A 23,170-nucleotide genomic window follows, 5' to 3' on the forward strand; every position below is an offset into this window, starting at 1 on the left:
CCACGACCATGCCAACCAAATCATTCCATCGCACCGACCGCGTCTCTGCGCAGGTGCGTCGCGACCTCGGCACCATCGTGCACGCGGCCGCGCGCGACCACGGCCTGCCGTCGGTCAGCGTTTCCGATGTCGAAATCAGCCGCGATCTGGCGCACGCCAAGGTGTTCGTCACCGCGCTGCAGCAGGAGCGCTCGGCCGAAGCGGTCAAGGGACTCAAGGAAATCGCCGGGCAGCTGCGCACGCAATTGGCGCGCGCGATGAAGTTGCGTCATGTGCCCGAGCTGCACTTTCATTACGACGACTCGGTCGACCGTGGCGAACGCATCGACAACCTGCTGCGTGACCTGGACGACGTCGGTCCACAGGCAACGTCCAGCGATGAGGACGCCGAGCAGCGCTGAGCGCTGTGTCGGCTGGGCGAGATTGCCGCGCCCCTGGATTCCCGCGGACGCGCACAGCGCCCGATTCGAGCACCGATCTTTGAAACCCCGCATCGTCTATCGCCCGCTGCACGGCATCCTGTTGCTGGATAAACCGGCCGGGCTCAGTTCCAACGCTGCATTGCAGGCCGCACGCCGTCTGTTGCGTGCCGAAAAGGGCGGCCACACCGGCAGTCTGGACCCGCTGGCCACCGGCTTGCTGCCGTTATGCCTGGGCGAGGCGACCAAGATCGCCGGCTTGCTGCTTGGTTCGGCCAAGGCGTACGACGCCGAGGTGGTACTGGGCGTCACCACCGATACCGACGATGCCGACGGCGAGCCGCTGCGCGAGCGCGCCGTGCCGGCGCTGAGCGAGGATGCATTGCGCGCGGCCCTGGCCCCGTTCATCGGGCGCATCCAGCAGCAGGCCCCGATCTATTCCGCGCTCAAGCAGGGCGGTGAGCCGCTGTATGCCAAGGCACGTCGGGGCGAAGCGATCGAGGCGCCGGTGCGCGAGGTCGACGTGCATGCGATCGAGTTGATCGGCTACCACGCGCCGCGCCTGCAGTTGCGCGTGACCTGTGGCTCCGGCACCTACATCCGCAGCCTGGCCCGCGACCTGGGCGAGATGCTCGGCTGCGGTGCGCATATCGCCTCGTTGCGCCGGCTCTGGGTAGAGCCGTTCCGGTCGCCACAGATGATGACCCTGGACGCGTTGAGCGCAGCAGTGGAATCGGGCACGCGGGCAGAGGATCTGCTGCTGCCGATCCAGGCCGGGCTGGCCGATTTTGCGCAGATCACTCTCGACCAGGCCCATGCGACCCGTTTCCGGATGGGGCAACGGCTGCGCGATCCGGCATTTCCAGCCGGCCAGGTCGCCGTTTTCGGCCCGGACGGAAGCCCGTCAGGCCTTGGCCTTGTTGACGCTGACCGCCGGCTCTCGCCGCAGCGCTTGTTCAATGGACTGAACGAAACTGCAGGTTGTTAAGGTTTAGTCAACTTGTTCCCGGCGTCCTGCGACGGTACAATTTCGCGGCCCCGATCGGGGCACCTCAGCGCCAAGCGCGCTCATCCCTAGCAAACGGCGAGTCCGACGGTGCGTCATGCACGTTCCTGTCGACCACGCATCTATCGAGTAAACATCATGTCTGTCGACACCCAGAAAGTTATTGAAGACAACAAGCGCAGCGCCCAGGACACCGGTTCGCCGGAAGTGCAGGTCGCGCTGCTGACCGCACGTATCGAGCTGCTGACCGGCCACTTCAAGACCCACAAGAAGGATCACCACAGCCGTCGCGGTCTGCTGCAGATGGTCAACCGTCGCCGCAGCCTGCTCGACTACCTGAAGAAGAAGGACAACGAGCGTTACAAGTCGTTGATCGAGAAGCTCGGCCTGCGCCGCTAATCGAGTCCTACCGCCGCGGCGCAGCGATGCGCCGCGGTTTTGTTTTGGTCGTTCGCAAACGCGTCATCGCATCATCAAGTTCATGGGCCGGAGCCTCCCGGCCGCCCGTTCTCGGCATGGGTCGACGACGGTCCAACGAAGACAGTTACACCTAAGGAAAAAACCTCCGTGGCAAAAATCACCAAAACCTTCCAGTACGGCAAGCACACCGTCACCCTGGAGACGGGCGAAGTCGCTCGCCAGGCGAGCGGTGCCGTCATCGTCAAGATGGACGACACCGTACTGCTGGTCACCGCCGTCGCCGCAAAAACCGCGCGCGAAGGGCAGGACTTCTTCCCCCTGACGGTCGATTATCAGGAGAAGTTCTACGCCGGCGGCCGCATCCCGGGCGGCTTCTTCAAGCGCGAAGGACGTGCGACCGAGAAGGAAACGTTGATCTCGCGCCTGATCGACCGTCCGATCCGTCCGCTGTTCCCGGAGGACTACAAGAACGAAGTACAGATCATCGCGACCGTGATGTCGATGAACCCGGACATCGACGGCGACATCGCCGCGTTGATCGGTGCATCGGCTGCACTGTCGTTGGCCGGCACCCCCTTCAATGGCCCGATCGGCGCCGCCAAGGTGGGCTACAAGAACGGTGAGTACATCCTCAACCCGACCATCGCCGAGCTGAAGGATTCGCAGCTGGAGCTGGTGGTTGCCGGTACCGCCAATGCGGTGCTGATGGTGGAGTCGGAAGCGGCGCTGCTGTCCGAAGAAGTGATGCTGGGCGCAGTGACCTTCGGTCATCGCGAACTGCAGAAGGTCATCAATGCGATCAACGAGCTGACCGTCGAAGCCGGCACCAAGCCCAGCACCTGGGTTGCGCCTGCCAAGAACACCGCGCTGATCAACGCGCTGAAGGAAGCCGTCGGTACACAGCTGGCGAGCGCCTTCCAGGTGCGCGACAAGCTGCAGCGTCGCGACGCCATCTCGGCAATCAAGAAGGACGTGATGGAATCGCTGGCCGGCCGCGTCGCCTCCGAGGGCTGGAGCAGCGCCGAGCTGTCGAAGGAATTCGGTGAGCTGGAATACCACACCATGCGCGACTCGGTGCTCGACACCAAGGTGCGTATCGATGGTCGTGCGCTGGATACCGTGCGTCCTATCGCAGTGCAGGCCGGCGTGCTGCCGCGTACCCACGGCTCGGCGCTGTTCACCCGCGGCGAGACGCAGGCGATCGTGGTCACCACGCTGGGCACTGCCCGCGATGGCCAGGTGATCGATGCGGTCAGCGGCGAGTACAAGGAAAACTTCCTGTTCCATTACAACTTCCCTCCGTATTCGGTGGGCGAGTGCGGTCGTTTCGGTGCGCCGAAGCGTCGCGAAATCGGTCACGGCCGTCTGGCCAAGCGCGGCGTGCTCGCCGTGATGCCGAGCCTGGAAGAATTCCCGTACACCATCCGCGTGGTCTCGGAAATCACCGAGTCCAACGGTTCCTCGTCGATGGCATCGGTCTGCGGCAGCTCGCTGGCGCTGATGGATGCCGGCGTGCCGATCAAGGCGCCGGTCGCAGGTATCGCGATGGGCCTGGTCAAGGAAAACGACCGCTTCGTGGTGCTGTCGGACATCCTGGGTGACGAAGATCACCTCGGCGACATGGACTTCAAGGTGGCCGGTACTGCCGAAGGCGTGTCCGCGCTGCAGATGGACATCAAGATCGAAGGCATCACCGAAGAGATCATGAAGCAGGCGTTGCAGCAGGCCAAGGCCGGTCGTCTGCACATTCTCGGCGAGATGGCGCATGCACTGACCGCCCCGCGTCAGGAGCTGAGCGACTATGCGCCGCGCTTGCTGACCATCAAGATCCACCCGGACAAGATCCGCGAAGTGATCGGCAAGGGCGGCTCGACCATCCAGGCGATCACCAAGGAAACCGGGACGCAGATCGACATCCAGGACGACGGCACGATCATCATCGCTTCGGTCAATGCGATCGCTGCGCAAGCTGCCAAGTCGCGCATCGAGCAGATCACCTCGGACGTGGAGCCGGGCCGCATCTACGAAGGCAAGGTCGCCAAGATCATGGACTTCGGCGCGTTCGTCACCATCCTGCCGGGCAAGGACGGCCTGGTGCACGTCTCGCAGATTTCCAGCGAGCGCGTGGAAAAGGTCGGCGACAAGCTGAAGGAAGGCGATCTGGTCCGCGTCAAGGTGCTGGAAGTGGACAAGCAGGGCCGTATCCGTCTGTCGATCAAGGCAGTGGAAGAAGGCGAGGGCGTTCCGCCGTCGGCCGAGTAATCGCCGCCGGTTGATACGTCACGAAAAAGCGGGCTTCGGCCCGCTTTTTTGTGGTCGGTTCGGAATAGCCCATGCCTTGTTCCTTCTCCCACCGGGAGTCGGTTCGGAATATCTCGTGCCTTGTTCCTTCCTCCCTCGGGAGAAGGTGCCCCGAAGGGGTGGATGAGGTGCGGGCGAAGCCTCATGCAGTTGAAACGGCGCCAGGGCTTCGCCCCGTACCCTCTCCCCCAACCCCTCTCCCGCCGGGAGAGGGGCTAGTGCGTCGCGCCATGCATCTGTTCTTCCTTCTCCCACCGGGAGAAGGTGCTCCAAAGGAGCGGATGAGGGTACGGGCGCAGCCTCGTGCAGTTGAAATGGCCAAGGCTATGCCTCCGGACCCTCACCCCAACCCTCGCTCTGCGCCCCAGGCCGCGTTTGCGACGCGGTCGCTCCAAGGCGGCACGCGCACCAGTGGCGCGCAAACCGTGCTTTCTCGCCCCGGCGGGAGAGGGGCGAGAGCGTGGCGCCACGCATCTGTTCCTTCTCCCCTCGGGAGAAGGTGCCCCGAAGGGGCGGATGAGGGTGCGGGCGAAGCCTCGTGCAGTTGAAACGGCACCAGGACTACGCCTCCGGACCCTCACCCCACCCCCCGCTCCTCGCCCCAGGCCGCGTTTGCGACGCGGTCGCTCCAAGGCGCGCGCAAGTGGCGCGCAAACGGTGCCTTCTCGCCCCGGCGGGAGAGGGGCGAGAGCGTGGCGCCACGCATCTGTTCCTTCTCCCCTCGGGAGAAGGTGCCCCGAAGGGGCGGACGAGGGTGCGGGCGCAGCTTCGTGCAGTTGAGGCGCGCCAGGCCTTCGCCCCGTACCCTCACCTCAACCCCCTCGCCGCAGGGAGAGAGGGGGCGACTTTTTCCTCACCCAGGCTGCTGCGTCGGCGCCGGCTGTGTTTCCGGGCGCGGCGGCACTACGCGCGGAAAACCTGGTGGCATCGTCTGCTCGGCAGGCGGTGCGGTTGGCGCAGGCAGTGGTTCGGTCGGCGGTGGCGCCAGCATCGCCGCATTGGGACGCAGCTTCAGCAACGCAGCCCAGTCGCGACGATTGAAGTCGCACAGTTCTTCGTGTGCCGGCGTGCATTCGCTGGCGACGCCAAGGCTGTCTTCGTTCTGGTCCTGCGCGTTGTCGGATTGCGGCGTCGGCAATACCACCCGGCCGGAGCGGTCCAGCGGCATCTTGCGCATCATGACGGTGTTGAACACATTGCCACCGATCAGATACAGCGTGCGATCGCCGCCGACATTGGCAGCCACCACCACATCGCAATGCGATTGCCATGGCATCGGTGCGCTACCGCCCAATGCGGCCTTCAATCCTGCGTAGCCAAGCGTCACGCTGCGCCCGCGCAGCAGGCAGAGCAGATCGCCGGGTGCGGGCTTTTCGACGGCAGGGTCGGCAAACTGGTACGGGCCGGTGGCACCGTCGTTGTATGCGCTGCGGATGTAGTCCAGATGGCGCGCGGAACGGTGGAATCCGCTCAGTCTGGCTTGTGTCATCACCCATGAAATGAAGGCGGCCGACCATGGGTTGTCGATCAGAAATGCGCGGCAGTCGCTGGCGGTGTAGCGGGTCCCATCCAATGCTGCGCAACTCGACGCGCCGGGACGTCCGCCCATCGAAGCAAGCGTGCCGCTATCGCGCCAATAGCCTGCCACGCGTTGCCAGGCAACGACACCATGGTCGGCGAGATAGCCGGATTCGGCTTCGGTCACGCCCAGGCTGGCAAGGCGGCCTTTGGCATCGATGAACGGATGTTGCCACAGACGATGCTCATTGCAGGCCGAGCGCACGATGGCGATCGCTGCGGGGCTGGTGCCGAACCGCGGTGGCACATCGCACACTTCTGCAGCTGCAGCGCCGCCTCCCAATCCTGCAAGCAACAGGCACATCCACGGCCAGGGTCTTACGGTCATCGAACATCCTGCACGAAAGCAATCGCAGCAGGCTGCCAGAGCAGCCCGCGCGCAGACGTGAAATCAGTGCGGCGGCGGGCCGAGTTTGAGCGACAGGTCCACCGCCTGCACATGCTTGGTCAACCCGCCGATGGAAATGCAGTCCACGCCGTCCTGTGCAATTGCGCGGATGCCGGCCAGGTCGACGCTGCCGGAGACTTCCAGCGGGATGCGCTGATCCACCGGCAGCGCGGCAACGATGCGCACCGCCTCGCGACGCATCGCCGGGTCGAAGTCGTCGATGAGGATGCGCGTGCAGCCCACCTGCAAGGCCTCGCGCAGCTGCGCCAGCGTTTCCACCTCCACCACCAGCGGCAGCTGCGGTTGCTGCGCACGTGCCGCATGCACGGCTGCGCTGAGCGAGCCGGCGGCGCGGATGTGGTTTTCCTTGAGCATCACCGTATCGAACAGGCCGATGCGGTGATTGTCGCCGCCACCGCAGCGCACCGCGTATTTCTGCGCGATGCGCAGGCCCGGCAGCGTCTTGCGCGTGTCCAGGATGCGGGCGCCGGTGCCTGCCACTGCGGCCACATAGGCCGCGGTGGCGGTGGCGGTGGCACAGAGCGTCTGCAGGAAGTTCAGCGATGTGCGTTCGGCACTGACCAGGCTGCGGCTGCGGCCTTGCAGGATGGCCAGCACCGTGCCGGCGCCGACGTGCTGGCCTTCGTGTACGTGCCAGTCGATGCGTACCTGTGGGTCGAGCGCACGATGGGTGGCATCGAACCAGGGGCGGCCGGCGATCACCGCGTCCTGCTTGCACAACAGATAGGCGCTGTCGGCTTGATCGGGCAGCAGCGCAGCAGTCACATCGCCAGTGCCGATGTCTTCGGTCAGCGCGCGCGCCACATCGGCATCGACCAACGCCGCTGGCGGCGCTCCAGGCACGGTACGCACGAACGAACTCACTTTTCGGGGAAGTCAGTGATCTGCGCGGTGGCGATGGCTTCTTCGGCCAGCAGCACCGGAATGCCGTCGTCGACGCGGAAGATCTGCTTGCGGTCCCGGGTGATCAAGGCCTCGCGCAGCGGCTGGCTTTGCGCGGTGCCGTCGGCGCGCTGCAGGGCTCCGGCGGCGATGGCGGTGTTGAGCGCTTCCAGGCCCTTGCCGTCCAGCAGCGAAAGCGGCTGACGGGTGTCGGGCGAGCACAGCAGGTCGAGCAGTTTGCGATCCATCGAAGTCTTGTCTTGCGTGGAGATTGGCTAGAATACGTCTTTACCGCAGGGCAGGGCCATGACCTCCAACCACTCCGCGCCGCTGGTCGGCATCGTGATGGGCTCCCGTTCGGATTGGGAGACCATGCAACACGCAGCTCAGAAGCTCGATGCGCTGGGCGTGCCGTACGAAGTCAAGGTGGTCTCGGCGCACCGTACCCCGGACGTGTTGTTCACCTACGCAGAACAAGCTGGCGCGCGCGGCTTGCGCGCCATCATTGCCGGTGCCGGCGGTGCAGCGCACCTGCCGGGCATGCTGGCGGCCAAGACGGCGGTGCCGGTGCTGGGCGTGCCGGTGCAGTCCAAGGCGCTCAACGGCATGGACTCATTGCTGTCGATCGTGCAGATGCCGGCCGGCATCCCGGTGGCCACGTTCGCGATCGGCAACGCCGGCGCCGCCAACGCGGCGTTGTTTGCGGCCGCGATGCTGGCGCCGGAGCAGGTCCAGATCGGTCAGGCGCTGGCGCAGTTCCGTGCCAAACAGACCGACGATGTGATGGCCAGCGACGACCCGCGCCAATGACCACGCTCGGTATTCTGGGAGGCGGCCAGTTGGCGCGCATGCTGGTGCTGGCCGGCGCACCGCTTGGGCTGCGGTTTGCGGTATTCGACCCTGCGGCCGATGCCTGCGCAGGGCAGCTGTCATCGCTGCAGGTGGGCGCGTTCGACGATGCTGCCGCGCTCGCTGCATTCGCCGCGCAGGTGGATGCAATCACTTTCGATTTCGAGAACGTGCCGGCCGCCAGCGCGCAGCAACTTGCCGCGCAGTTGCCGGTGTTGCCGCGCCCGGATGCCTTGGCGGTGGCGCAGGATCGGCTGAGCGAGAAAACCCTGTTCCGCGCGCTCGGTATCCCGGTGCCGGAGTTTGCCGCCATCGACGACCGCGCCGGGCTCGACGCGGCCTTGGCGCGTATCGGTACGCCCTGCGTGCTCAAGACGCGCCGCTTCGGTTACGACGGCAAGGGCCAGTTCCGCATCAAGACGCTGGCCGATGCCGATGCCGCGTGGGACGCACTGGGCGCGCAGGCAGCGAAGGTCGGCCTGATCGTGGAAGCCTTCGTGCCGTTCGAGCGCGAGGTCAGCGTGGTGGCCGTGCGTGGGCGCGATGGCGAATTCCGCGCGTGGCCGCTGACCGAGAACTGGCATGTGGACGGCGTGCTCTCGGCCAGTCTTGCGCCGGCGCGTGTGGATGCCGGCTTGCAGGCCGCGGCACAGGCGCATGCGCGTGCGATCGCCGAGCGCGTGGACTACGTAGGTGTCTTCGCGCTGGAACTGTTCGTGCGCGATGGCCAGTTGCTCGCCAACGAAATGGCGCCGCGCGTGCACAACTCCGGGCATTGGACCATCGAAGGTGCCGAGACCTCGCAGTTCGAAAATCATGTGCGCGCCGTGCTCGGCCTGCCACTTGGCAGCACCGCGATGCGCGGTCATGCCTGCATGCTCAACTGGTTGGGCGCGATGCCGGACGCTGCCGCATTTCTGGCGGTGCCCGGTGGGCATTGGCACGACTACGGCAAGCAGTCGCGCGAGGGTCGCAAGGTGGGCCATGCAACGCTGCGTGCCGACACCTCGCAGGCGCTGGAAAAGGCGCTCGTCGAAGCCGGGATGGCGCTGCAGCGCACTGCGCAAGTTGAACCGGTGATTGCGCGCCTGCGCGAAGGCTGAGTGTCAGCCGATCCCGAGACATCGCGACGCAGCAGCGAGGCGGCGCGATGGTCGTAGTGCTGGTGGCTTGCACTTTGGCGGAGGGCGTGCGGTCGGGTGCATCGGTCGGCGGTCCATCGGCGACCAGACTCGCCTGTCAGCTCAGCCGGCTGGCCACAAAATCCCAGTTGATCAGCTTCCAGAATGCCTCCAGATACTGCGCACGGTCCTGCTGGTAATCCAGGTAGTACCCGTGTTCCCAGAGGTCGCATGCCAGTAGCGGCGTATCCGGCCCGGTCAGCGGCGTGGAGGCGTTGGGCGTGGCGACAACGGCCAACCCGCCGTCCGGGCGCTGTACCAGCCAGACCCAGCCCGAGCCGAAGCTGCTCAAGGCGACGCGATTGAATTCCTGTTTGAAGTGCACGAAATCGCCGAACGATCTGCCGATGCTGTCGGCCAGCTTGCCGAGCGGCTCGCCGCCACCGCGTGGCCGCAGGCATTGCCAATAGAAATTGTGGTTCCACACCTGCGCGGCCAGATGGAACAACGTGCCCTGCGCCTGCGCGATGATCTCTTCCAGCGTCAGCTCGGCAAATTCGCTGCCTTCGATGCGCGTATTGAGCCGTTCGACCTCGCCGCGATGACAGACGCCGTGGTGCGCCTCCAGGGCTGCGGAAGATAGGTGTGGCTCCAGAGCGGTGCGGGAGTAGGGCAGTGCAAGGTGTTCGATCGGCATGATGGCAAGGGCAGCGAAGGGAGTGCGGCGACAGGTCGCGCTGAAGGCTTACAATGCGCGCCTTTGCGGAAGTCTATCCGACCCGGCGGTCGGGCCTGCCGCTCCCAGTCAGGAGAGTCCAATGCCGGTGATGGAACGGATCCAGGCCGAAGTCGAACAACACCCGATCGTGCTGTTCATGAAAGGCACCCCGCAGTTTCCGATGTGCGGGTTTTCCAGTCGCGCGGTGCAGGCGTTGATCGCCGCCGGCGCCGATCAGCTGCGCACCGTCAACGTGCTGGAAGAACCCGAGATCCGCGCCAATCTGCCGCGCTATTCCAATTGGCCGACCTTTCCGCAGTTGTTCATCCATGGCGAGTTGATTGGCGGTTGCGACATCACGCTGGAACTGTTCGAAGCCGGCGAACTCAAGCGCATCGTCACCGAAGCGTATCAGCCGTGAGTGCGTTGCAGGACCATGGTCCATCGCAGTCACTGAGCGGCCGGGTCGTGCTGATCACCGGCGCGGCCGGTGGGCTGGGCGCTGCCGCTGCACAGGCATGCGCGTCCGCAGGGGCGACCGTGGTACTGCTGGGACGCAAGCTGCGTCCGCTGGAGCGCGTCTACGATGCGGTGGCCACGCTGGGTCCGGAGCCGTTGCTGTATCCCCTCGATCTGGCCGGCGCGACACCCGATGATTACGCTGCCTTGGCGCAGCGGCTGCAGTCCGAATTGGGTGGTGTCCATGGGCTGTTGCATTGCGCGGCCGACTTCGCCGGGCTGACGCCCGCCGAGCTTGCGGCGCCTGCGGACTTCGCACGCAGCATCCACGTCAACCTCACCGCACGCGCCTGGTTGACCCAGGCCTGCCTGCCGCTCATGCGGCAGCAGGGCGACGCGGCCGTGGTCTTCGTCGTCGACGATGCGGTGCGCGTCGGTCAGGCGTACTGGGGCGCCTACGGCGCCGCCCAGCACGCGCAGCTCGGCGTGATCGCCAGTCTGCACCACGAAACCGCAGCCGGCCCGGTGCGCGTCCATGGTCTGCAACCAGGGCCGATGCGCACCGCACTGCGCGCGCGCGCCTTTACCCATCAGGAAGACAGCGAGGCGGCCGACCCCGTTTGTTACGCGTCTGCCTGTGTCACCTTGTTGTCCATGGCAGGTGCTCCGCACCGCGGTGCGATCTGGAGCCCTTGCGCATGACCATTCTGTCGGCGGCCTTGCTGCTGTTCCTGATCCTGGACCCGCTGGGCAACATTCCGGTGTTCCTTAGCGTGCTCAAGCCGTTGCCGCCGAAGCGGCAGCGCTTCGTGCTCGCGCGCGAGTTGCTGATCGCCCTGATCGTGCTGATGGCGTTCCTGTGGGGCGGCAAATACGCGTTGGAACTGATGCATCTGCGGCAGGAATCGGTGGCGATCGCCGGCGGCATCGTGCTGTTCCTGATCGGCATCCGCATGATCTTCCCGCGCCCGGAAGGCCTGATGGGCGAGATCCCAGACGGCGAACCCTTCATCGTGCCGCTGGCCATTCCGCTGGTGGCCGGACCGTCCGGCATGGCCGCGGTCATGCTGATGGGCAGCAACGAACCCACGCGTCTGTGGGACTGGAGCCTGGCGCTGATGATCGCCTGGATCGGCGCCTCCACGATCCTGGCCTCGGCCCCGTTGCTGTACAAACTGCTCGGCCACCGCGCACTGACCGCGATCGAGCGGCTGATGGGCATGCTGCTGGTCGCCATTTCCGTCCAGATGTTTTTGGACGGGTTGGGGACGTACTTCAAGCTGCCGGTGTCGATTTAAGGGCGCTGTCATATCAGGGGCCGGCACAGGCCTCGGCGCGACGCGCGCTCCTTTGCGCAAACCGGGCCAACTGGCAGTCCTGCCGGCCTTCGACGCCCGAATTCGTCCCAGTCGAGACGCAGGTCTCGCTCCCGCTGCGATCTTGCGCAATCAGGCTGTTGCGCCTTCACATGCGAAGTTCATGTTGCAGTGCGCGAACTTTGTCACGCCGCCGTCACAATCAGGCCTTAGCGTGTTAATCTGTTGTTAACCGTTGCGGCAGCAACCAGCCGCTCGGCGAGGGACCCCAGATCATCGGCAGCCCACCCCCGGGAACGGTTGGGCTGACTGCGCTTTTGTCACTGCCCAACCTGTATCGAGGCCACCGAAATGACCCACCCCCGTTGTCTCCGCATGTCCAAGCTCACGCTTGGTCTCGTTGCCGCACTCGCCGCCGCTCCCGTATTTGCGCAGAGCACCTCCGCCGGCGTCGCTGGCCTGGTCACCAGCAGCGGCGGTCAGCCGGTGCCGAATGCCGAAGTCACGATCACCCACGTCGAATCGGGTACCGTCAGCCGCGCCACCACCGATGCCAGCGGACGCTATAACGCGCGCGGCCTGCGTGTGGGTGGGCCGTACACGATCACCATCACCAAATCGGGTGAAGGTACCAAGACCGAAGAGGGCGTTTACCTCAACCTGAATCAGGTCAACACGGTCAATGCGGATTTGGCAGGCGACATCGCCGCCACCAATCTCGAAGCCGTGCAGGTCATGGCTGTCGCGGGTGGCTCGGAGCTGTTTAGCGCTTATAAGATGGGTACCGGTACGAACGTGTCTCGCGAGACCATCGAATCGCTGCCGTCGGTCAATCGCAATATCCAAGATTACATCCGTCTCGATCCGCGTATTTCGCAGGTCAGCAAAGCCGATGGCGCAATTTCGGTGGGCGGTCAAAATACGCGCTACAACGCGATTCGTATCGACGGTATTGGTGCAGGCGATCCGTTTGGTTTGGAGTCCAATAATCTGCCGACCGAGCGTCAGCCGGTGTCGATGGATGCCATCCAGGAAATCAATATCGATGTCGCCAATTATGACACCACCATTTCTGGCGGTACCGGCGCAGTAATCAACGCGGTAACCAAGTCGGGCACCAATAACTTTGGCGGCACCGTGTACTACGCGTATCGCGACAAGGATATGGTCCGCAAGGAGTTGGAAGGCGTTCGCTTCAATGGCTTCGATGATGAAAAAACCTATGGCATGACCTTGGGTGGGCCGATCGTCAAGGACAAGCTGTTCTTCTTTGCCAACTACGAAAAGATGGAGCGTTCGGCGCCGGGTATCAGCTTGACTGATTCTCCGTATGGCAGAGGCAGCATCACCGATGCCGATATCGCTCGTGCGCAGCAGATCGCAACCGGCTACGGCTTCGACGCGGGTTCGCTGAGCCAGCCTGCCAACAAGACCGAAGTCGAAGAATATGCGCTGAAAATCGACTGGAACATCAGCGACAATCATCGCGCCGCTGTGCGTTACAACAAGCTTGAGCAAAACGTGGTCCGCTTCCCGCAGATCACCAATAGCGCTGTCTCGTTGAGCACCTTCTGGTATCAGCAGCCGAAGACGTATGAATCCTGGATGGGCGAGCTGTTCAGCGACTGGTCCGAGAACTTCTCCACCGAATTCAAACTTTCGCACAAGGAATACTCTTCGATCCGCGAGCCGAACTCGACTTTGCCGCAAATTCAGGTCCGCGGTTTCGGCGGGATTGCCAACAATTCGTTATATTTTGGCACCGAACAGAACTCCCACGTCAACGCGGTCGAGAGCAAGGAGTTGAGTGCTTTCGGTGCTGCGACATGGTATGTGGGTGACCACGCCGTCAAGTTCGGTTTCGACTATTCGAACAATGACCTGCTGAACTATTACGGTCGCAACCTCAATGGCGCGTATTTGTTCAATAATCTCGATGACTTCGCAGCCGGCCGTGTTAATCAGTACATCGTGCGTGCGCCGCGTCCCGGTGGCAGTTATGACGACATCCCGGCCGAGTACACGCTGAAGAATACTGGCTTGTTCATTCAGGATAGCTGGGCGGTCAACAACAATTTGACCGTGCAGGGCGGCGTACGCATCGACATGCCCGACTTCAGTGATCAACGCCTGTACAACCCGCGCATCATGGCGCTATATGGCTACGACAATACCCAGCTGCCTGACGACAAGTTGGTGCAGCCGCGCTTCGGCTTCAACTACACGTTCGACAGCGATCGTCCTACACAGCTGCGCGGCGGCCTGGGTCTGTTTGGCGGTGCCGCACCGAATGTATGGCTGGCAGGTGTGTACCAGAACACCGGCCTGAACTACACCGAGTACACGGTCAACAATCCGGTCGGTATCTTTACCCCGAACACCAATCCGCCGTATATACCGACCGCTGGGGCCGGTGCTCGCCAGAACGTGGATATCGCTGCGCCCGATCTCAAGCTGCCATCGGTGTGGAAGACCAATCTCGCCTTCGACCATGAGCTGCCCTGGTATGGCATCGTCGCTTCGGCTGAGGTGCTGTACACCAAGGTCAATAACGCGATCTACTTCGAGCGTCTGGACCTGTACAACCAGGCTGGTGTTGCGGCGACCCGTATTGGTCAGGATGGTCGTGAGTTGTACTGGAACGCTGCGGGTTACCGCCCTTCGACTGGTACCAATACTTCCGTACAAAACGGTCAAAACCTGGGTGGTGGTCAGGTCGTAAGCGGCAAGGCCAATCGTCCAAGCGACATGGGCGATGTGATGCTCATGCGCAATACTGACAAGGGCGAAGGCACCCAGTTCACGATTGGCTTGAACAAGCCGCTTACGGAAACCTGGGGCTGGTCGCTTGCCTACACCTACACAGAGTCCACTGAAGTCAGTCCTCTGACCAGTTCGCAGAACACTTCAAACTGGGGCAGCACGCTGATCGGCACTGCCAATGAAAACGTGGCTTACGATTCGCGTTATGCGATCAAGGACCGTATCACTGGCTCGATCAACTGGAAGAAGGCGTTCTTCGGCAAGTACAACACCAGCGTGGGGTTGTTCTACGAAGGTCGTTCGGGTCGTCCGTTTAGCTACATCTACTACAACGACTTGAACGGCGACGCCGCCTCTACCTCCGGGGCAGGCTACTTCAACGACCTGTTCTACGTGCCGAAGGGGCCTGGCGACGTCCAGTGGGTGGGCGGAGCCGCAATGGAGCAGCGCTTCTTCGATTGGCTGGCAAAAAATCCCGAGTTGGCTGCGTACAAGGGACAGATTGCCCCCGCAAACGAATTCCGTACCAAGTGGGTGAACAGCTTCGATCTGCACGTCAGTCAGGAGCTGCCGGGCCTGTTCGAAGGCCACAAGACTGAGTTGGCGCTGGACATCATGAATGTCGGTAACCTCCTCAACAAGAAGTGGGGCCGCATCGAAGACTACGGCTTCAATTCCACCGCACGAGTGGCGAGCTATGCCGGTATCGATCCTGCAACCGGCAAGTACATCTACAACTTCACCGGCATCACCGACGAGCCGACGGTGCAGGAAAACAACAACGACAAGGGCAACACTGGCGTGTCGCGTTGGTCGATGCAGGTGACGTTGAAGTACAAGTTCTAATGCAGCTGGTGACATAAGCAGCAAAAACGGCCGGATTCTCCCGGCCGTTTTCTTTTGTGCGGGTGAGTACGCTAAAGTCTCCGACAGACGACAGGAGCAAGCTATGGAACTCAGCAGTACGGCAGCACGGGCGCTGCCGGTGGTGGATGCGCGGATCTATCCGCGTGGTGGCCTGGACGTGTTGTCCAAGGCGGAAGTGGCCCGGTTGCGCGATGCCTCCAGCGGCGGCATGCACGAATTGTTGCGCCGTTGCGCGCTGGCGGTACTGACCAGCGGCAGCGCCTCGGACGACCCGCGCGCCGCGCGCGACCTGTATCCGGATTTCGACATCCAGGTGAACCAGCAGGATCGCGGCATCCGCATCGACTTGAGCAACGCGCCGGCGATGGCGTTCGTCGACGGCGAGATCATCCGCGGCGTCGCCGAGCTGCTGTTCGCTGTTGTCCGTGATCTGGCCTACATGGCGATCGAACTGGAAGCGCAGCGCGCCGATCTGGACACCAGCGAAGGCATCACCAACGCCGTATTCGGCCAGTTGCGCAACGCGCGCATCCTGCAGCCGTCGGACCCGAATCTGGTCGTGTGCTGGGGTGGGCATTCCATCTCGCGCGACGAATATCTCTACACCAAGCAGGTGGGCTATGAGCTCGGCTTGCGTGGGCTGGATATCTGCACGGGCTGTGGCCCGGGTGCGATGAAGGGCCCGATGAAGGGCGCCACCATCGCTCACGCCAAACAGCGCAAGCACCACACCCGCTACATCGGCGTGACCGAGCCGGGCATCATCGCGGCGGAGTCGCCGAATCCGATCGTCAACCACCTGGTGATCATGCCGGACATCGAGAAGCGCCTTGAGGCCTTCGTCCGGATCGGTCACGGCATCCTGGTGTTTCCGGGGGGCGTCGGTACCGCCGAAGAAATTCTCTATCTGCTCGGCATCCTGTTACGCGAAGAAAACGCCGACCTGCCGTTCCCGCTGATCCTGACCGGGCCGACCATCGCTGCGCCGTACTTCGAACAGATCGATCGCTTCATCCGCCTCACTCTCGGCGAGGCGGCAGCGTCGCGCTACGAGGTCATCGTCGGCGACCCGGTCGCCGTCGCGCGCCGTATGGCCGAAGGCATCCACGAGGTGCGCGCGCACCGCAAGGACCAGAAGGACTCGTATTACTTCAACTGGTCGGTGCATATCCCGCTCGAGTACCAGCAGCCGTTCGTGCCCAGCCACGAAGCCATGGCCGCCCTGGACCTGCACCACGGCCGCCCGGCCCCCGCACTGGCCGCCGATCTGCGCCGCGCCTTCTCCGGCATCGTCGCCGGCAACGTCAAGGAGGACGGCATGCGCCGCATCGAGGAGTTCGGCCCGTTCGAGATCCATGGCGACCCGGACATCATGCAGGCCCTGGACGAACTGCTGCGCGGCTTCGTCGAACAGCGCCGGATGAAAATCTCGGGGGATTACCGGCCTTGTTATCGGGTGGTGACTTAAGGGCGCGAGGACATGGGGTGGTCGGCATCGTTCGTCGGCCATACCAACCGCTTATCTGCCGCAGGTTGCATCCAACATAAGGCTTGACGATGCTGTCAACGCCAACGCTGGGGAGCGTCTTAATGTTATTTGTCCGTTCGCGCGGGTTCACTCTGATTGAACTCATGGTAACCGTTGCCGTGCTCGCGATCGTGGCGGCCATTGGCTACCCTAGCTTTCAGGGAGTGTTGCGATCCAATCGGGTGGCTGCTGCCAACAACGAGCTGTTGGCTTTATTGAATCTCTCAAGAACCGAGGCCATCCGGAATGGTCAGGGTGGAGGCGTGTGCGGCAGCTCCACCGGGGCCAGCTGCGACGGCAGCTGGAGTGTAGGAGTCATGGCTTGGAGTGACTCTAACGGCAACGGTAGTTTTGACACCGGAGAAACGGTGCTGCGCTACTCGACCGGCAATCCTCGGCTTGTCGTCCAGGGGCCAACCACTGGAACGGTGGTCGCTTTCGATACGCGTGGTCGGCGCCGCGCGCCTGCAGACCAGCAGGTTACGCTCCAGCCGGACCAATGCGGGGGGCAGCCATTGAGGAGATCACTGACCGTGAATGCGTCCGGGCAAGTCCGTAGCAAAAAAGAGGCTTGTGTATGAAGAAAACTCCTAGCTTCAGTGCGCGATTGTCGCAAGGTTTTACGTTGATTGAGGTGTTGATAGCAATTCTCGTGCTGGCCTTCGGTTTGCTTGGGTTCGCCTTGCTGCAGACCATGAATGTCCGGTTCGTGCAAAGTGCCAATTACCGTACGCAGGCGACCAATCTTGCTTATGACCTTATCGATCAAATGCGATCAAACCGGTATTTGGTGACGCAATACACCGCTGCTAGTTTCGCTGCTGGCTCTGTGACTCAATCGGGTGCTTGCGCCTATCCCACCGGAACCGCAGTTGCGGTCGCGCAGAATATTGCGCGTTGGCAATGTCAGGTTGCGAAGGCGTTGGGAGATAAGGCAGCGGCTACTGTTACGTATGCCAATGGAGTTGCAACAGTATCGATCAGCTGGGGCGATCAGCGCTGGGACAAGGACAATCCCGACACCGTTACAAGTTTTGCCTTGCGGACGGAGATTTGACAGCAATGAGTGTGTATAGGCGCAATGCAGGTCTGTCCCTGATTGAACTCATGATTGCTATGGTGATCGGGCTGGTGCTGCTGTTAGGCGTCATCCAGATCTTCTCTGCATCGCGTACTGCTGCTCAGCTATCCGAAGGCGCATCGCGAGCCCAGGAGAATGGGCGATTCGCTCTGGACTATCTGGCACGCGATATTCGTATGGCGGGGCACTTTGGATGCGTCAACGACCAGGCACAGTTCGTTAAGGGGCAAGGTGATCCACGGGTCAATCTGTCCGCCACAACGGGGAGCGGCAGTCCGCTGGACTTTTCGGTGTCAATTCAGGGGTACGAGGCACCAGGGACTTCCCCTGGGCAAGCGCAGACAGTGGGGGCTAGCGCAGGCTCGATCACTGGATTGCCCACGGCAATCCAAAACCTCAGTCCGGCGCCGCGGGCGGGTAGCGACATCATCGTCTTGCGCTTTCTTTCCGCCGAAGGGGTTCCTGCCACGGGCATCGCGGCGGCGGGTTCCAATACGACGTTGACGATGGATGCCGCCCGCTGGGCGAGGCTTACGGATGATGGCGTTGCCGCACCGACGCTGTTCGGAATTGCAGATTGCGCCCACGCTGATGTTTTTGCCGGCACGACTACGGCTGGAACCGTAGTGGCCTCAGGGATCAACCTTGCCGGTCGATATGTCGTACAGCCTACTGGTCAGACCATGGTGTACCGCGCCGAATCGCTTGTGTATTACGTTGCGAACAATCCAGATACAGGAGAGCCCGCGTTGCGGAGGGCTAGAGCTGGAGGAAACGGCCAATACACCAGCGAGGAGCTCGTAGAGGGCATTGAGAGCTTGCAATTCCTTTATGGACTAGACAGTACCGAAACAATTGCGACACAGACCCCTCCTGCCGGAAACATCACCGCGCAGAGGGTTGCGAGCGATGTTGCAACAGCGACCGACGCAGCAGCTGCAAATCAATGGCGGCGGGTCGGTCAAGTGCAGGTTGGTGTCCTCGCGCGTAGCCCCACGCTGGCTGCCGCATCAGCTCCAATTGCGGTCAATCGCCTTGGTGTACTTGGAGTAACGGTAATCCCGCCTACGACTAACGATGGGCGATATCGTGCCAGTTATGAGCTTTCAGTTGCTCTCCGTAATCGACTGTTCGGGAACTGATCATGACGATGCTGCCTGTCCTCAAAAAGCGCATAAATTGTGAAATCGGAGCCGGCCGACAAAAGGGTGCTGTTCTTTATGTCGCACTGATGATTCTGGTGCTGTTGGCATTAATTGGTATTGCAGGCATCCAGGTTTCTGGTATGCAGGAGAAGATGGCGTCGAACTATCGTGCAGTAAACCGTGCTTTCGAGGAGGCGGAAGGGACCGTTAGAAACGCCGAAAATTCAGTGGAAAAAATTTCAAATCGCACCATGTCGTCGAGCGATACCACAAGCCTGGTAGGTTCGGGCGATATAAAGCGGGTATGTGATGATGGCTTCGATCCAATGCAATGGGCTCAGGTGCAAACATCGAATCGTGCTGTCAATGTTCGTCAAATCGATCAATGTATCCAGGGCGAGGCAAACATCGGAATGGGTCAACCAGTTGATCCAGCATCTCCGGTCTTCCAGATCACTGGTGTTGCTGCCGACGACAACGCCAATCCCAGTTCCGAAGCGGCAATAGACACCGTCTTCAAACTTTGAAGAAACGCACATGACAGCTAACAGAAAGAAAGTAATCCTTGCTTCGGCAGTGACTGGCGCGATCGGGTTGGGGTTCTTCGTCTATGCATTGATTGCTGCGCAGGGCCAGGGAGTACTGGCTCAGGCGCCGATGAATGACCAAGTGCAGACGCCTCCTGCTTTTATCATGGCGGTGGATGATTCTGGTTCGATGACGTTTCAGACTCAGTTTCCGGGGCAGGATGGTCAGGGATGCTGGAGCACTACAAGGCAGAGTTTTTTCTCCGCTCAGGGGGCATTGAACACGGAGGATTCGCCTAGTGTAGGTTGTGGCTACAACCATGTCCTTCCCGGCGTCCGTATCGATGAAAATCGCCGCGGCGTCCCTCCATTGGATGGTCTAGGGTTTGCGCGCTCTGCCGCCTACAATCCCACCTATTACGATCCGACGGTCAAGTACGATCCGTGGATAAATAGCGATGGAAATCCCTTTCCGCAGGCGGACTTGGTCAATACGCGGATCAATCCGCTCCAGCCAGGCGCAACTGTGGCGCTTGCTTCCAACTATATGGGGGATGATTTCAGTAGCAGTTTTAGAATTCAAAATGGGATGGTGCTTCCGCGTGGGACGGGATACAAGCAACGTTTCCAGGATAACAATGGCAATCTTTTTTTCGGGAATGAACAGGTAACGACCTCTGATGTAACGTGGAATGGCGGTTCGCAGACGTTGCTGATCAGATTCTGGCCGGCGACCTTCTTTGTGCCTTACACAAGCGACACCGATGCGAGGCCTCTTCTTGCTGGTGCTTCCGCTTATGATGCGGTTCAGCGTGATCGCGTGCGTAACGTATGTGGTGCTGGTTGCGACATGTGGAAGTATACGATAGGCGCGGCCAATACCGTTGCCCTTCAGAATTTCGCCAATTGGTTTTCATTCTATGGGAATAGAAATCGAGCGATCATTGCCGGTATGACCAGGTCTCTGGCCGATGTCAATAACATGCGAGTTGGTTTCTTCCGGATCAATCAGCACGCAAGCTACGATGCTGTCAGCGAAAGATTGCCGATGCGCAACATGGGTACGCAGAGCGAGAAGACTGCTCTGTATAATTCGATTCTTGCCTTGCCTGCTAGTGGTGGTACACCGAATCGGCAGGCAGTCAACTCGGCTGGTATTCAGTTTCAGCGAACTGATAGTGCAGCTCCTGTCCAATTGGCGTGTCAAAAAAATGCAGTCATGCTGTTTACGGATGGATACAGTAACCAAGATGGCCCGTCCGTAAGTAACGCGAGCGGCGATGGTGATATGGGAGTTCCCTTCACTGACGCGTACGACAACACAATGGGCGACATTGCTGCTAAATACTACAATAATGTCAATGGCGGTTCTCCCATTCGAGCAGACCTGCCTTCTGGTTTGGTGCCGGTTCCAAGCTCATGCAATACCGCAAATGCAAGTGTCAGGCTAGATTGTCAAAAAAATCTGCACGTCAACTTCTATGGCATCACGCTAGGTGCTCGCGGTAATCTGTTCAATCCAAGTGTTGTGCAGGATGCGTACACAACGCCGGCGGTTTATCAAAATTGGCCGCCTCGCGAAAACGATGAACGAAGCACTGTTGACGACATCTGGCATGCGGCTACGAATACGCGGGGACAGTACATCAATGCGAGGACTCCAGCCGAAATCACTCAGGCAATGCGACGTGTCCTTTCGTCTGTGACGGCTGGCTCTTCGCCTTCTGGTACCCTCGCCCAGAGTGGTGCGCGTATCGGTGTCGGATCCTTCTCGGTCGCCCCAAATTATGAAATCGCGAACGAGGGAACAGACTGGTTTGGTCGCCTCACTGGGTACACCGTCGCTGTAAACCCGCAGACCCGCGTAGCAGTTAGTACTGCGGCTTGGGAGGCTAGCGCGCGAATGCCGTCCGCTGCGGCTCGTAATGTGCTGGTAAGTAAGGCGGGGGTGGTTTCAGCATTCAACGACACCAATATTTCTTTGGCAGATTTATGCACCAAGTCGACTGCGCTGTACCCTGGCATGTCCTTGTGTACCAGTTCGGACCTTACCAATCTTGGGGCGACCGCAGCGACGGCAACCGCTTATCTGCGGGGTGAAGCTTCCGGAGAAGTGCGAAGTGGAGGGCGCTTGCGCGACAGAACGACTGTTCTGGGAGATATCGTCAATTCCGCTCCCGTGATCAGTTCTCCGCTGGATGATTATGGTTACCGTAGCCTTCCGGGTAATCCTGGTGCTACCTATCAGGCCTATTTGAATGCGAAAAAGACTGGCCGTAACTACATGGTCTATGTGGGGGCCAACGATGGAATGCTGCACGGTTTCGACGGTGGTATGAATGGCGACGGTGTCATGTCCTCCAACGGAGGAGTTGAGCGTTTCGCGTATATTCCGTCGACGGCCCTGGGGCACATGGGTAATCTGCTTTTGCCGTATGATCCGGCCAATCAAAGTGACCAGAAGTTCGGTCACCGCTACTACGTCGACGGGCCTTTAGCTGTATCTGACACTTACTACGGTGGCGCATGGAAGACCAGCTTGGTCGGCACCGCTGGCGCTGGTGGCCGGAGCGTATTTGCAATGGATGTCACGACGCCTACCAGTGTTACCTCCGCAAGCCGTCTTTGGGAGATTAGTGATCTTGATACCTCCTTGTCTGCTGCGATACGCAACAACATCGGTTTTGTACTTGGTAAGCCGGTTATCGTTCCGATTTTGAGCTCGGCGGGCACTGTGAGCTGGAAGGCTATCTTCGGCAATGGCTATAACAGTGCAAGTGGAAAAGCTGTTCTATTTCTTGTCGACATCAAAACTGGTACGCCAACAGTAACCATGATCGAAGCCACCGAGAGTGGTAACAGCATCTCTGGCAGCAATGGGCTGGGCAATATTGTGGCCGTTGATCGCTGGGGAGGGACAGGTCAGTTGGACAGGGTGCGCGACGGCTATGCCGATACGGTTTATGCGGCAGACCAGAAGGGCGCGATTTGGAAATTCGATCTGCGCAACACTGCGACGGCGCTTACGGTGCCGCTGTTTACCAGCCGTACGTCTGTGGAAAATGGCGCAACCTATCGTCAGCCGATTACCGGAGGACTGGTAGCGACTGAAGGCGAGAACGGTGGCGTGACGTTGTTCTTCGGTACCGGCAGCTTCTCTTTCCAGAACGACCCGTTCGATACGGCGATTCAATCTTTGTATGGCGTGAACGACACGAGTTCCGGTGTTGTTACCAGTTCCATCACACGTTCGAACTTGCAGGCCAACTCGATTGCGACTTCTGGTACTTCCCGTAGCTTGGTAATGGGTTCTAGCGTCACGGGAGGACAGGGATGGTACGTAGATCTGCCTGCCGGCGAGCGCATGGTAGGTAATCCGAATGTCGCTTCAGGTATCGTTTTCATGCCCACCTACGTGCCCAATCCAAACAGTGTGGGCTGTGCCGCTCAAGGCAGTAACTGGCTTTTTGGACTGAATACTCGCACGGGTGGAGCGGCGCTCGATGTTGCTCGCAATGGCTCACCCACCGGTGCAGCGTTTGCCTCTGGCACTGCCGCAACTTCCTTGACGACACAGGGTACAACGCCGGTAAAAGACGTGGGTGTGTCGGCAATCCCGCGCTTGACTCCTGGTTCTCTGCCACCTGGCGGTAGTTCGTGCTGGATGGTGATCAATGTTGCCGGTGCGCAGCCGATGTATGTCCCATATCCATGCGGAAGGCAGTCTTGGAGGCAAATTCAATGATTAGGTTGACGAAGCATCCTCAATTAAAGCACTTGA

20 protein-coding genes are annotated in these 23,170 nt (G+C 61.1%); 16 read left to right on the forward strand and 4 right to left on the reverse strand.

Going from position 1 to position 23,170, the window contains the following annotated elements; translation table 11 throughout:
* The first annotated feature begins 8 nt into the window (after nt 1-8).
* From rbfA to pnp, 4 genes are all read left to right on the forward strand, one after another.
* Nucleotides 9-401, forward strand: coding sequence for a 30S ribosome-binding factor RbfA (rbfA, locus tag Y887_RS08695; RefSeq protein WP_046963951.1), 393 nt, complete (start codon nt 9-11; stop codon nt 399-401).
* 79 nt (nt 402-480) lie between these two features.
* Nucleotides 481-1,407 (forward strand): tRNA pseudouridine(55) synthase TruB, encoded by a 927-nt coding sequence (gene truB / locus Y887_RS08700; RefSeq protein WP_046963952.1) that lies wholly within the window; start codon nt 481-483, stop codon nt 1,405-1,407.
* 156 nt (nt 1,408-1,563) lie between these two features.
* Nucleotides 1,564-1,824, forward strand: coding sequence for a 30S ribosomal protein S15 (gene rpsO / locus Y887_RS08705; protein WP_003485583.1), 261 nt, complete (start codon nt 1,564-1,566; stop codon nt 1,822-1,824).
* Nucleotides 1,825-1,992: 168 nt separating this feature from the next.
* Nucleotides 1,993-4,107, forward strand: coding sequence for a polyribonucleotide nucleotidyltransferase (pnp, locus tag Y887_RS08710; protein ID WP_046963953.1), 2,115 nt, complete (start codon nt 1,993-1,995; stop codon nt 4,105-4,107).
* A gap of 892 nt (nt 4,108-4,999) precedes the next feature.
* Here the strand turns inward: pnp and Y887_RS08715 are convergent.
* The 3 genes from Y887_RS08715 to Y887_RS08725 form a co-directional block, all read right to left on the reverse strand.
* On the reverse strand, nt 5,000-6,052 hold the full coding sequence (locus tag Y887_RS08715) for a DUF2272 domain-containing protein (RefSeq protein WP_046963954.1): 1,053 nt from the start codon (nt 6,050-6,052) through the stop codon (nt 5,000-5,002).
* Between the two features lie 63 nt (nt 6,053-6,115).
* Nucleotides 6,116-6,997, reverse strand: a complete 882-nt coding sequence (gene nadC, locus Y887_RS08720; protein ID WP_046963955.1) for a carboxylating nicotinate-nucleotide diphosphorylase — start codon at nt 6,995-6,997, stop codon at nt 6,116-6,118.
* Nucleotides 6,994-7,263: a Trm112 family protein gene (locus Y887_RS08725; protein WP_046963956.1), complete on the reverse strand. Its 270-nt coding sequence runs from the start codon at nt 7,261-7,263 to the stop codon at nt 6,994-6,996. Before Y887_RS08725 ends, nadC begins: the two co-directional genes overlap by 4 nt.
* Nucleotides 7,264-7,321: 58 nt before the next feature.
* On the opposite strand from Y887_RS08725, the gene purE reads away from it, so the two are divergent.
* Both purE and Y887_RS08735 read left to right on the forward strand, forming a co-directional pair.
* A complete protein-coding gene (gene purE / locus Y887_RS08730) occupies nt 7,322-7,825 on the forward strand; it encodes a 5-(carboxyamino)imidazole ribonucleotide mutase (RefSeq protein ID WP_046963957.1) in 504 nt (167 codons plus the stop codon).
* On the forward strand, nt 7,822-8,967 hold the full coding sequence (locus Y887_RS08735) for a 5-(carboxyamino)imidazole ribonucleotide synthase (protein ID WP_046963958.1): 1,146 nt from the start codon (nt 7,822-7,824) through the stop codon (nt 8,965-8,967). The genes purE and Y887_RS08735 overlap by 4 nt, the downstream gene beginning before the upstream one ends.
* Nucleotides 8,968-9,103: 136 nt before the next feature.
* Here Y887_RS08735 and Y887_RS08740 read toward each other — a convergent pair whose 3' ends face one another.
* Complete coding sequence (locus Y887_RS08740) at nt 9,104-9,682, reverse strand: superoxide dismutase (protein WP_046963959.1); 579 nt, start codon at nt 9,680-9,682, stop codon at nt 9,104-9,106.
* A gap of 121 nt (nt 9,683-9,803) precedes the next feature.
* Between Y887_RS08740 and grxD the strand changes: the two genes are divergently transcribed.
* The 10 genes from grxD to Y887_RS08790 all read left to right on the forward strand — a co-directional run bounded on the left by grxD (nt 9,804) and on the right by Y887_RS08790 (nt 23,134).
* Nucleotides 9,804-10,124, forward strand: a complete 321-nt coding sequence (gene grxD / locus Y887_RS08745; RefSeq protein ID WP_039420602.1) for a Grx4 family monothiol glutaredoxin — start codon at nt 9,804-9,806, stop codon at nt 10,122-10,124.
* Nucleotides 10,121-10,864 carry an SDR family NAD(P)-dependent oxidoreductase gene (locus Y887_RS08750; RefSeq protein WP_046963960.1) on the forward strand — a complete coding sequence of 248 codons (744 nt, stop codon included), beginning with the start codon at nt 10,121-10,123 and terminating at the stop codon, nt 10,862-10,864. The genes grxD and Y887_RS08750 overlap by 4 nt, the downstream gene beginning before the upstream one ends.
* Nucleotides 10,861-11,460 carry a YhgN family NAAT transporter gene (locus Y887_RS08755; RefSeq protein WP_046963961.1) on the forward strand — a complete coding sequence of 200 codons (600 nt, stop codon included), beginning with the start codon at nt 10,861-10,863 and terminating at the stop codon, nt 11,458-11,460. The genes Y887_RS08750 and Y887_RS08755 overlap by 4 nt, the downstream gene beginning before the upstream one ends.
* A gap of 369 nt (nt 11,461-11,829) precedes the next feature.
* Nucleotides 11,830-15,087 carry a TonB-dependent receptor gene (locus Y887_RS08760; protein WP_084725974.1) on the forward strand — a complete coding sequence of 1,086 codons (3,258 nt, stop codon included), beginning with the start codon at nt 11,830-11,832 and terminating at the stop codon, nt 15,085-15,087.
* Nucleotides 15,088-15,190: 103 nt separating this feature from the next.
* Nucleotides 15,191-16,576, forward strand: coding sequence for a nucleotide 5'-monophosphate nucleosidase PpnN (gene ppnN, locus Y887_RS08765; RefSeq protein ID WP_046963963.1), 1,386 nt, complete (start codon nt 15,191-15,193; stop codon nt 16,574-16,576).
* A 122-nt stretch (nt 16,577-16,698) separates the two neighbouring features.
* Nucleotides 16,699-17,217 (forward strand): GspH/FimT family pseudopilin, encoded by a 519-nt coding sequence (locus Y887_RS18865; protein WP_046963987.1) that lies wholly within the window; start codon nt 16,699-16,701, stop codon nt 17,215-17,217.
* Entirely contained in the window at nt 17,214-17,693 is a 480-nt protein-coding gene (gene pilV, locus Y887_RS08775; protein WP_046963964.1) for a type IV pilus modification protein PilV, read from the forward strand. Before Y887_RS18865 ends, pilV begins: the two co-directional genes overlap by 4 nt.
* A gap of 5 nt (nt 17,694-17,698) precedes the next feature.
* The gene (locus Y887_RS08780) at nt 17,699-18,859 is read left to right on the forward strand and encodes a PilW family protein (protein WP_046963965.1); all 1,161 of its coding nucleotides are present in this window, start codon (nt 17,699-17,701) and stop codon (nt 18,857-18,859) included.
* Nucleotides 18,860-18,861: 2 nt separating this feature from the next.
* On the forward strand, nt 18,862-19,389 hold the full coding sequence (locus Y887_RS08785) for a pilus assembly PilX family protein (RefSeq protein ID WP_046963966.1): 528 nt from the start codon (nt 18,862-18,864) through the stop codon (nt 19,387-19,389).
* A gap of 10 nt (nt 19,390-19,399) precedes the next feature.
* On the forward strand, nt 19,400-23,134 hold the full coding sequence (locus tag Y887_RS08790; RefSeq protein ID WP_046963967.1) for a pilus assembly protein: 3,735 nt from the start codon (nt 19,400-19,402) through the stop codon (nt 23,132-23,134).
* Nucleotides 23,135-23,170: the final 36 nt, after the last annotated feature.

It is taken from the genome of Xanthomonas pisi DSM 18956 (genome assembly GCF_001010415.1).
Classification (GTDB): Bacteria; Pseudomonadota; Gammaproteobacteria; order Xanthomonadales; family Xanthomonadaceae; genus Xanthomonas; species Xanthomonas pisi.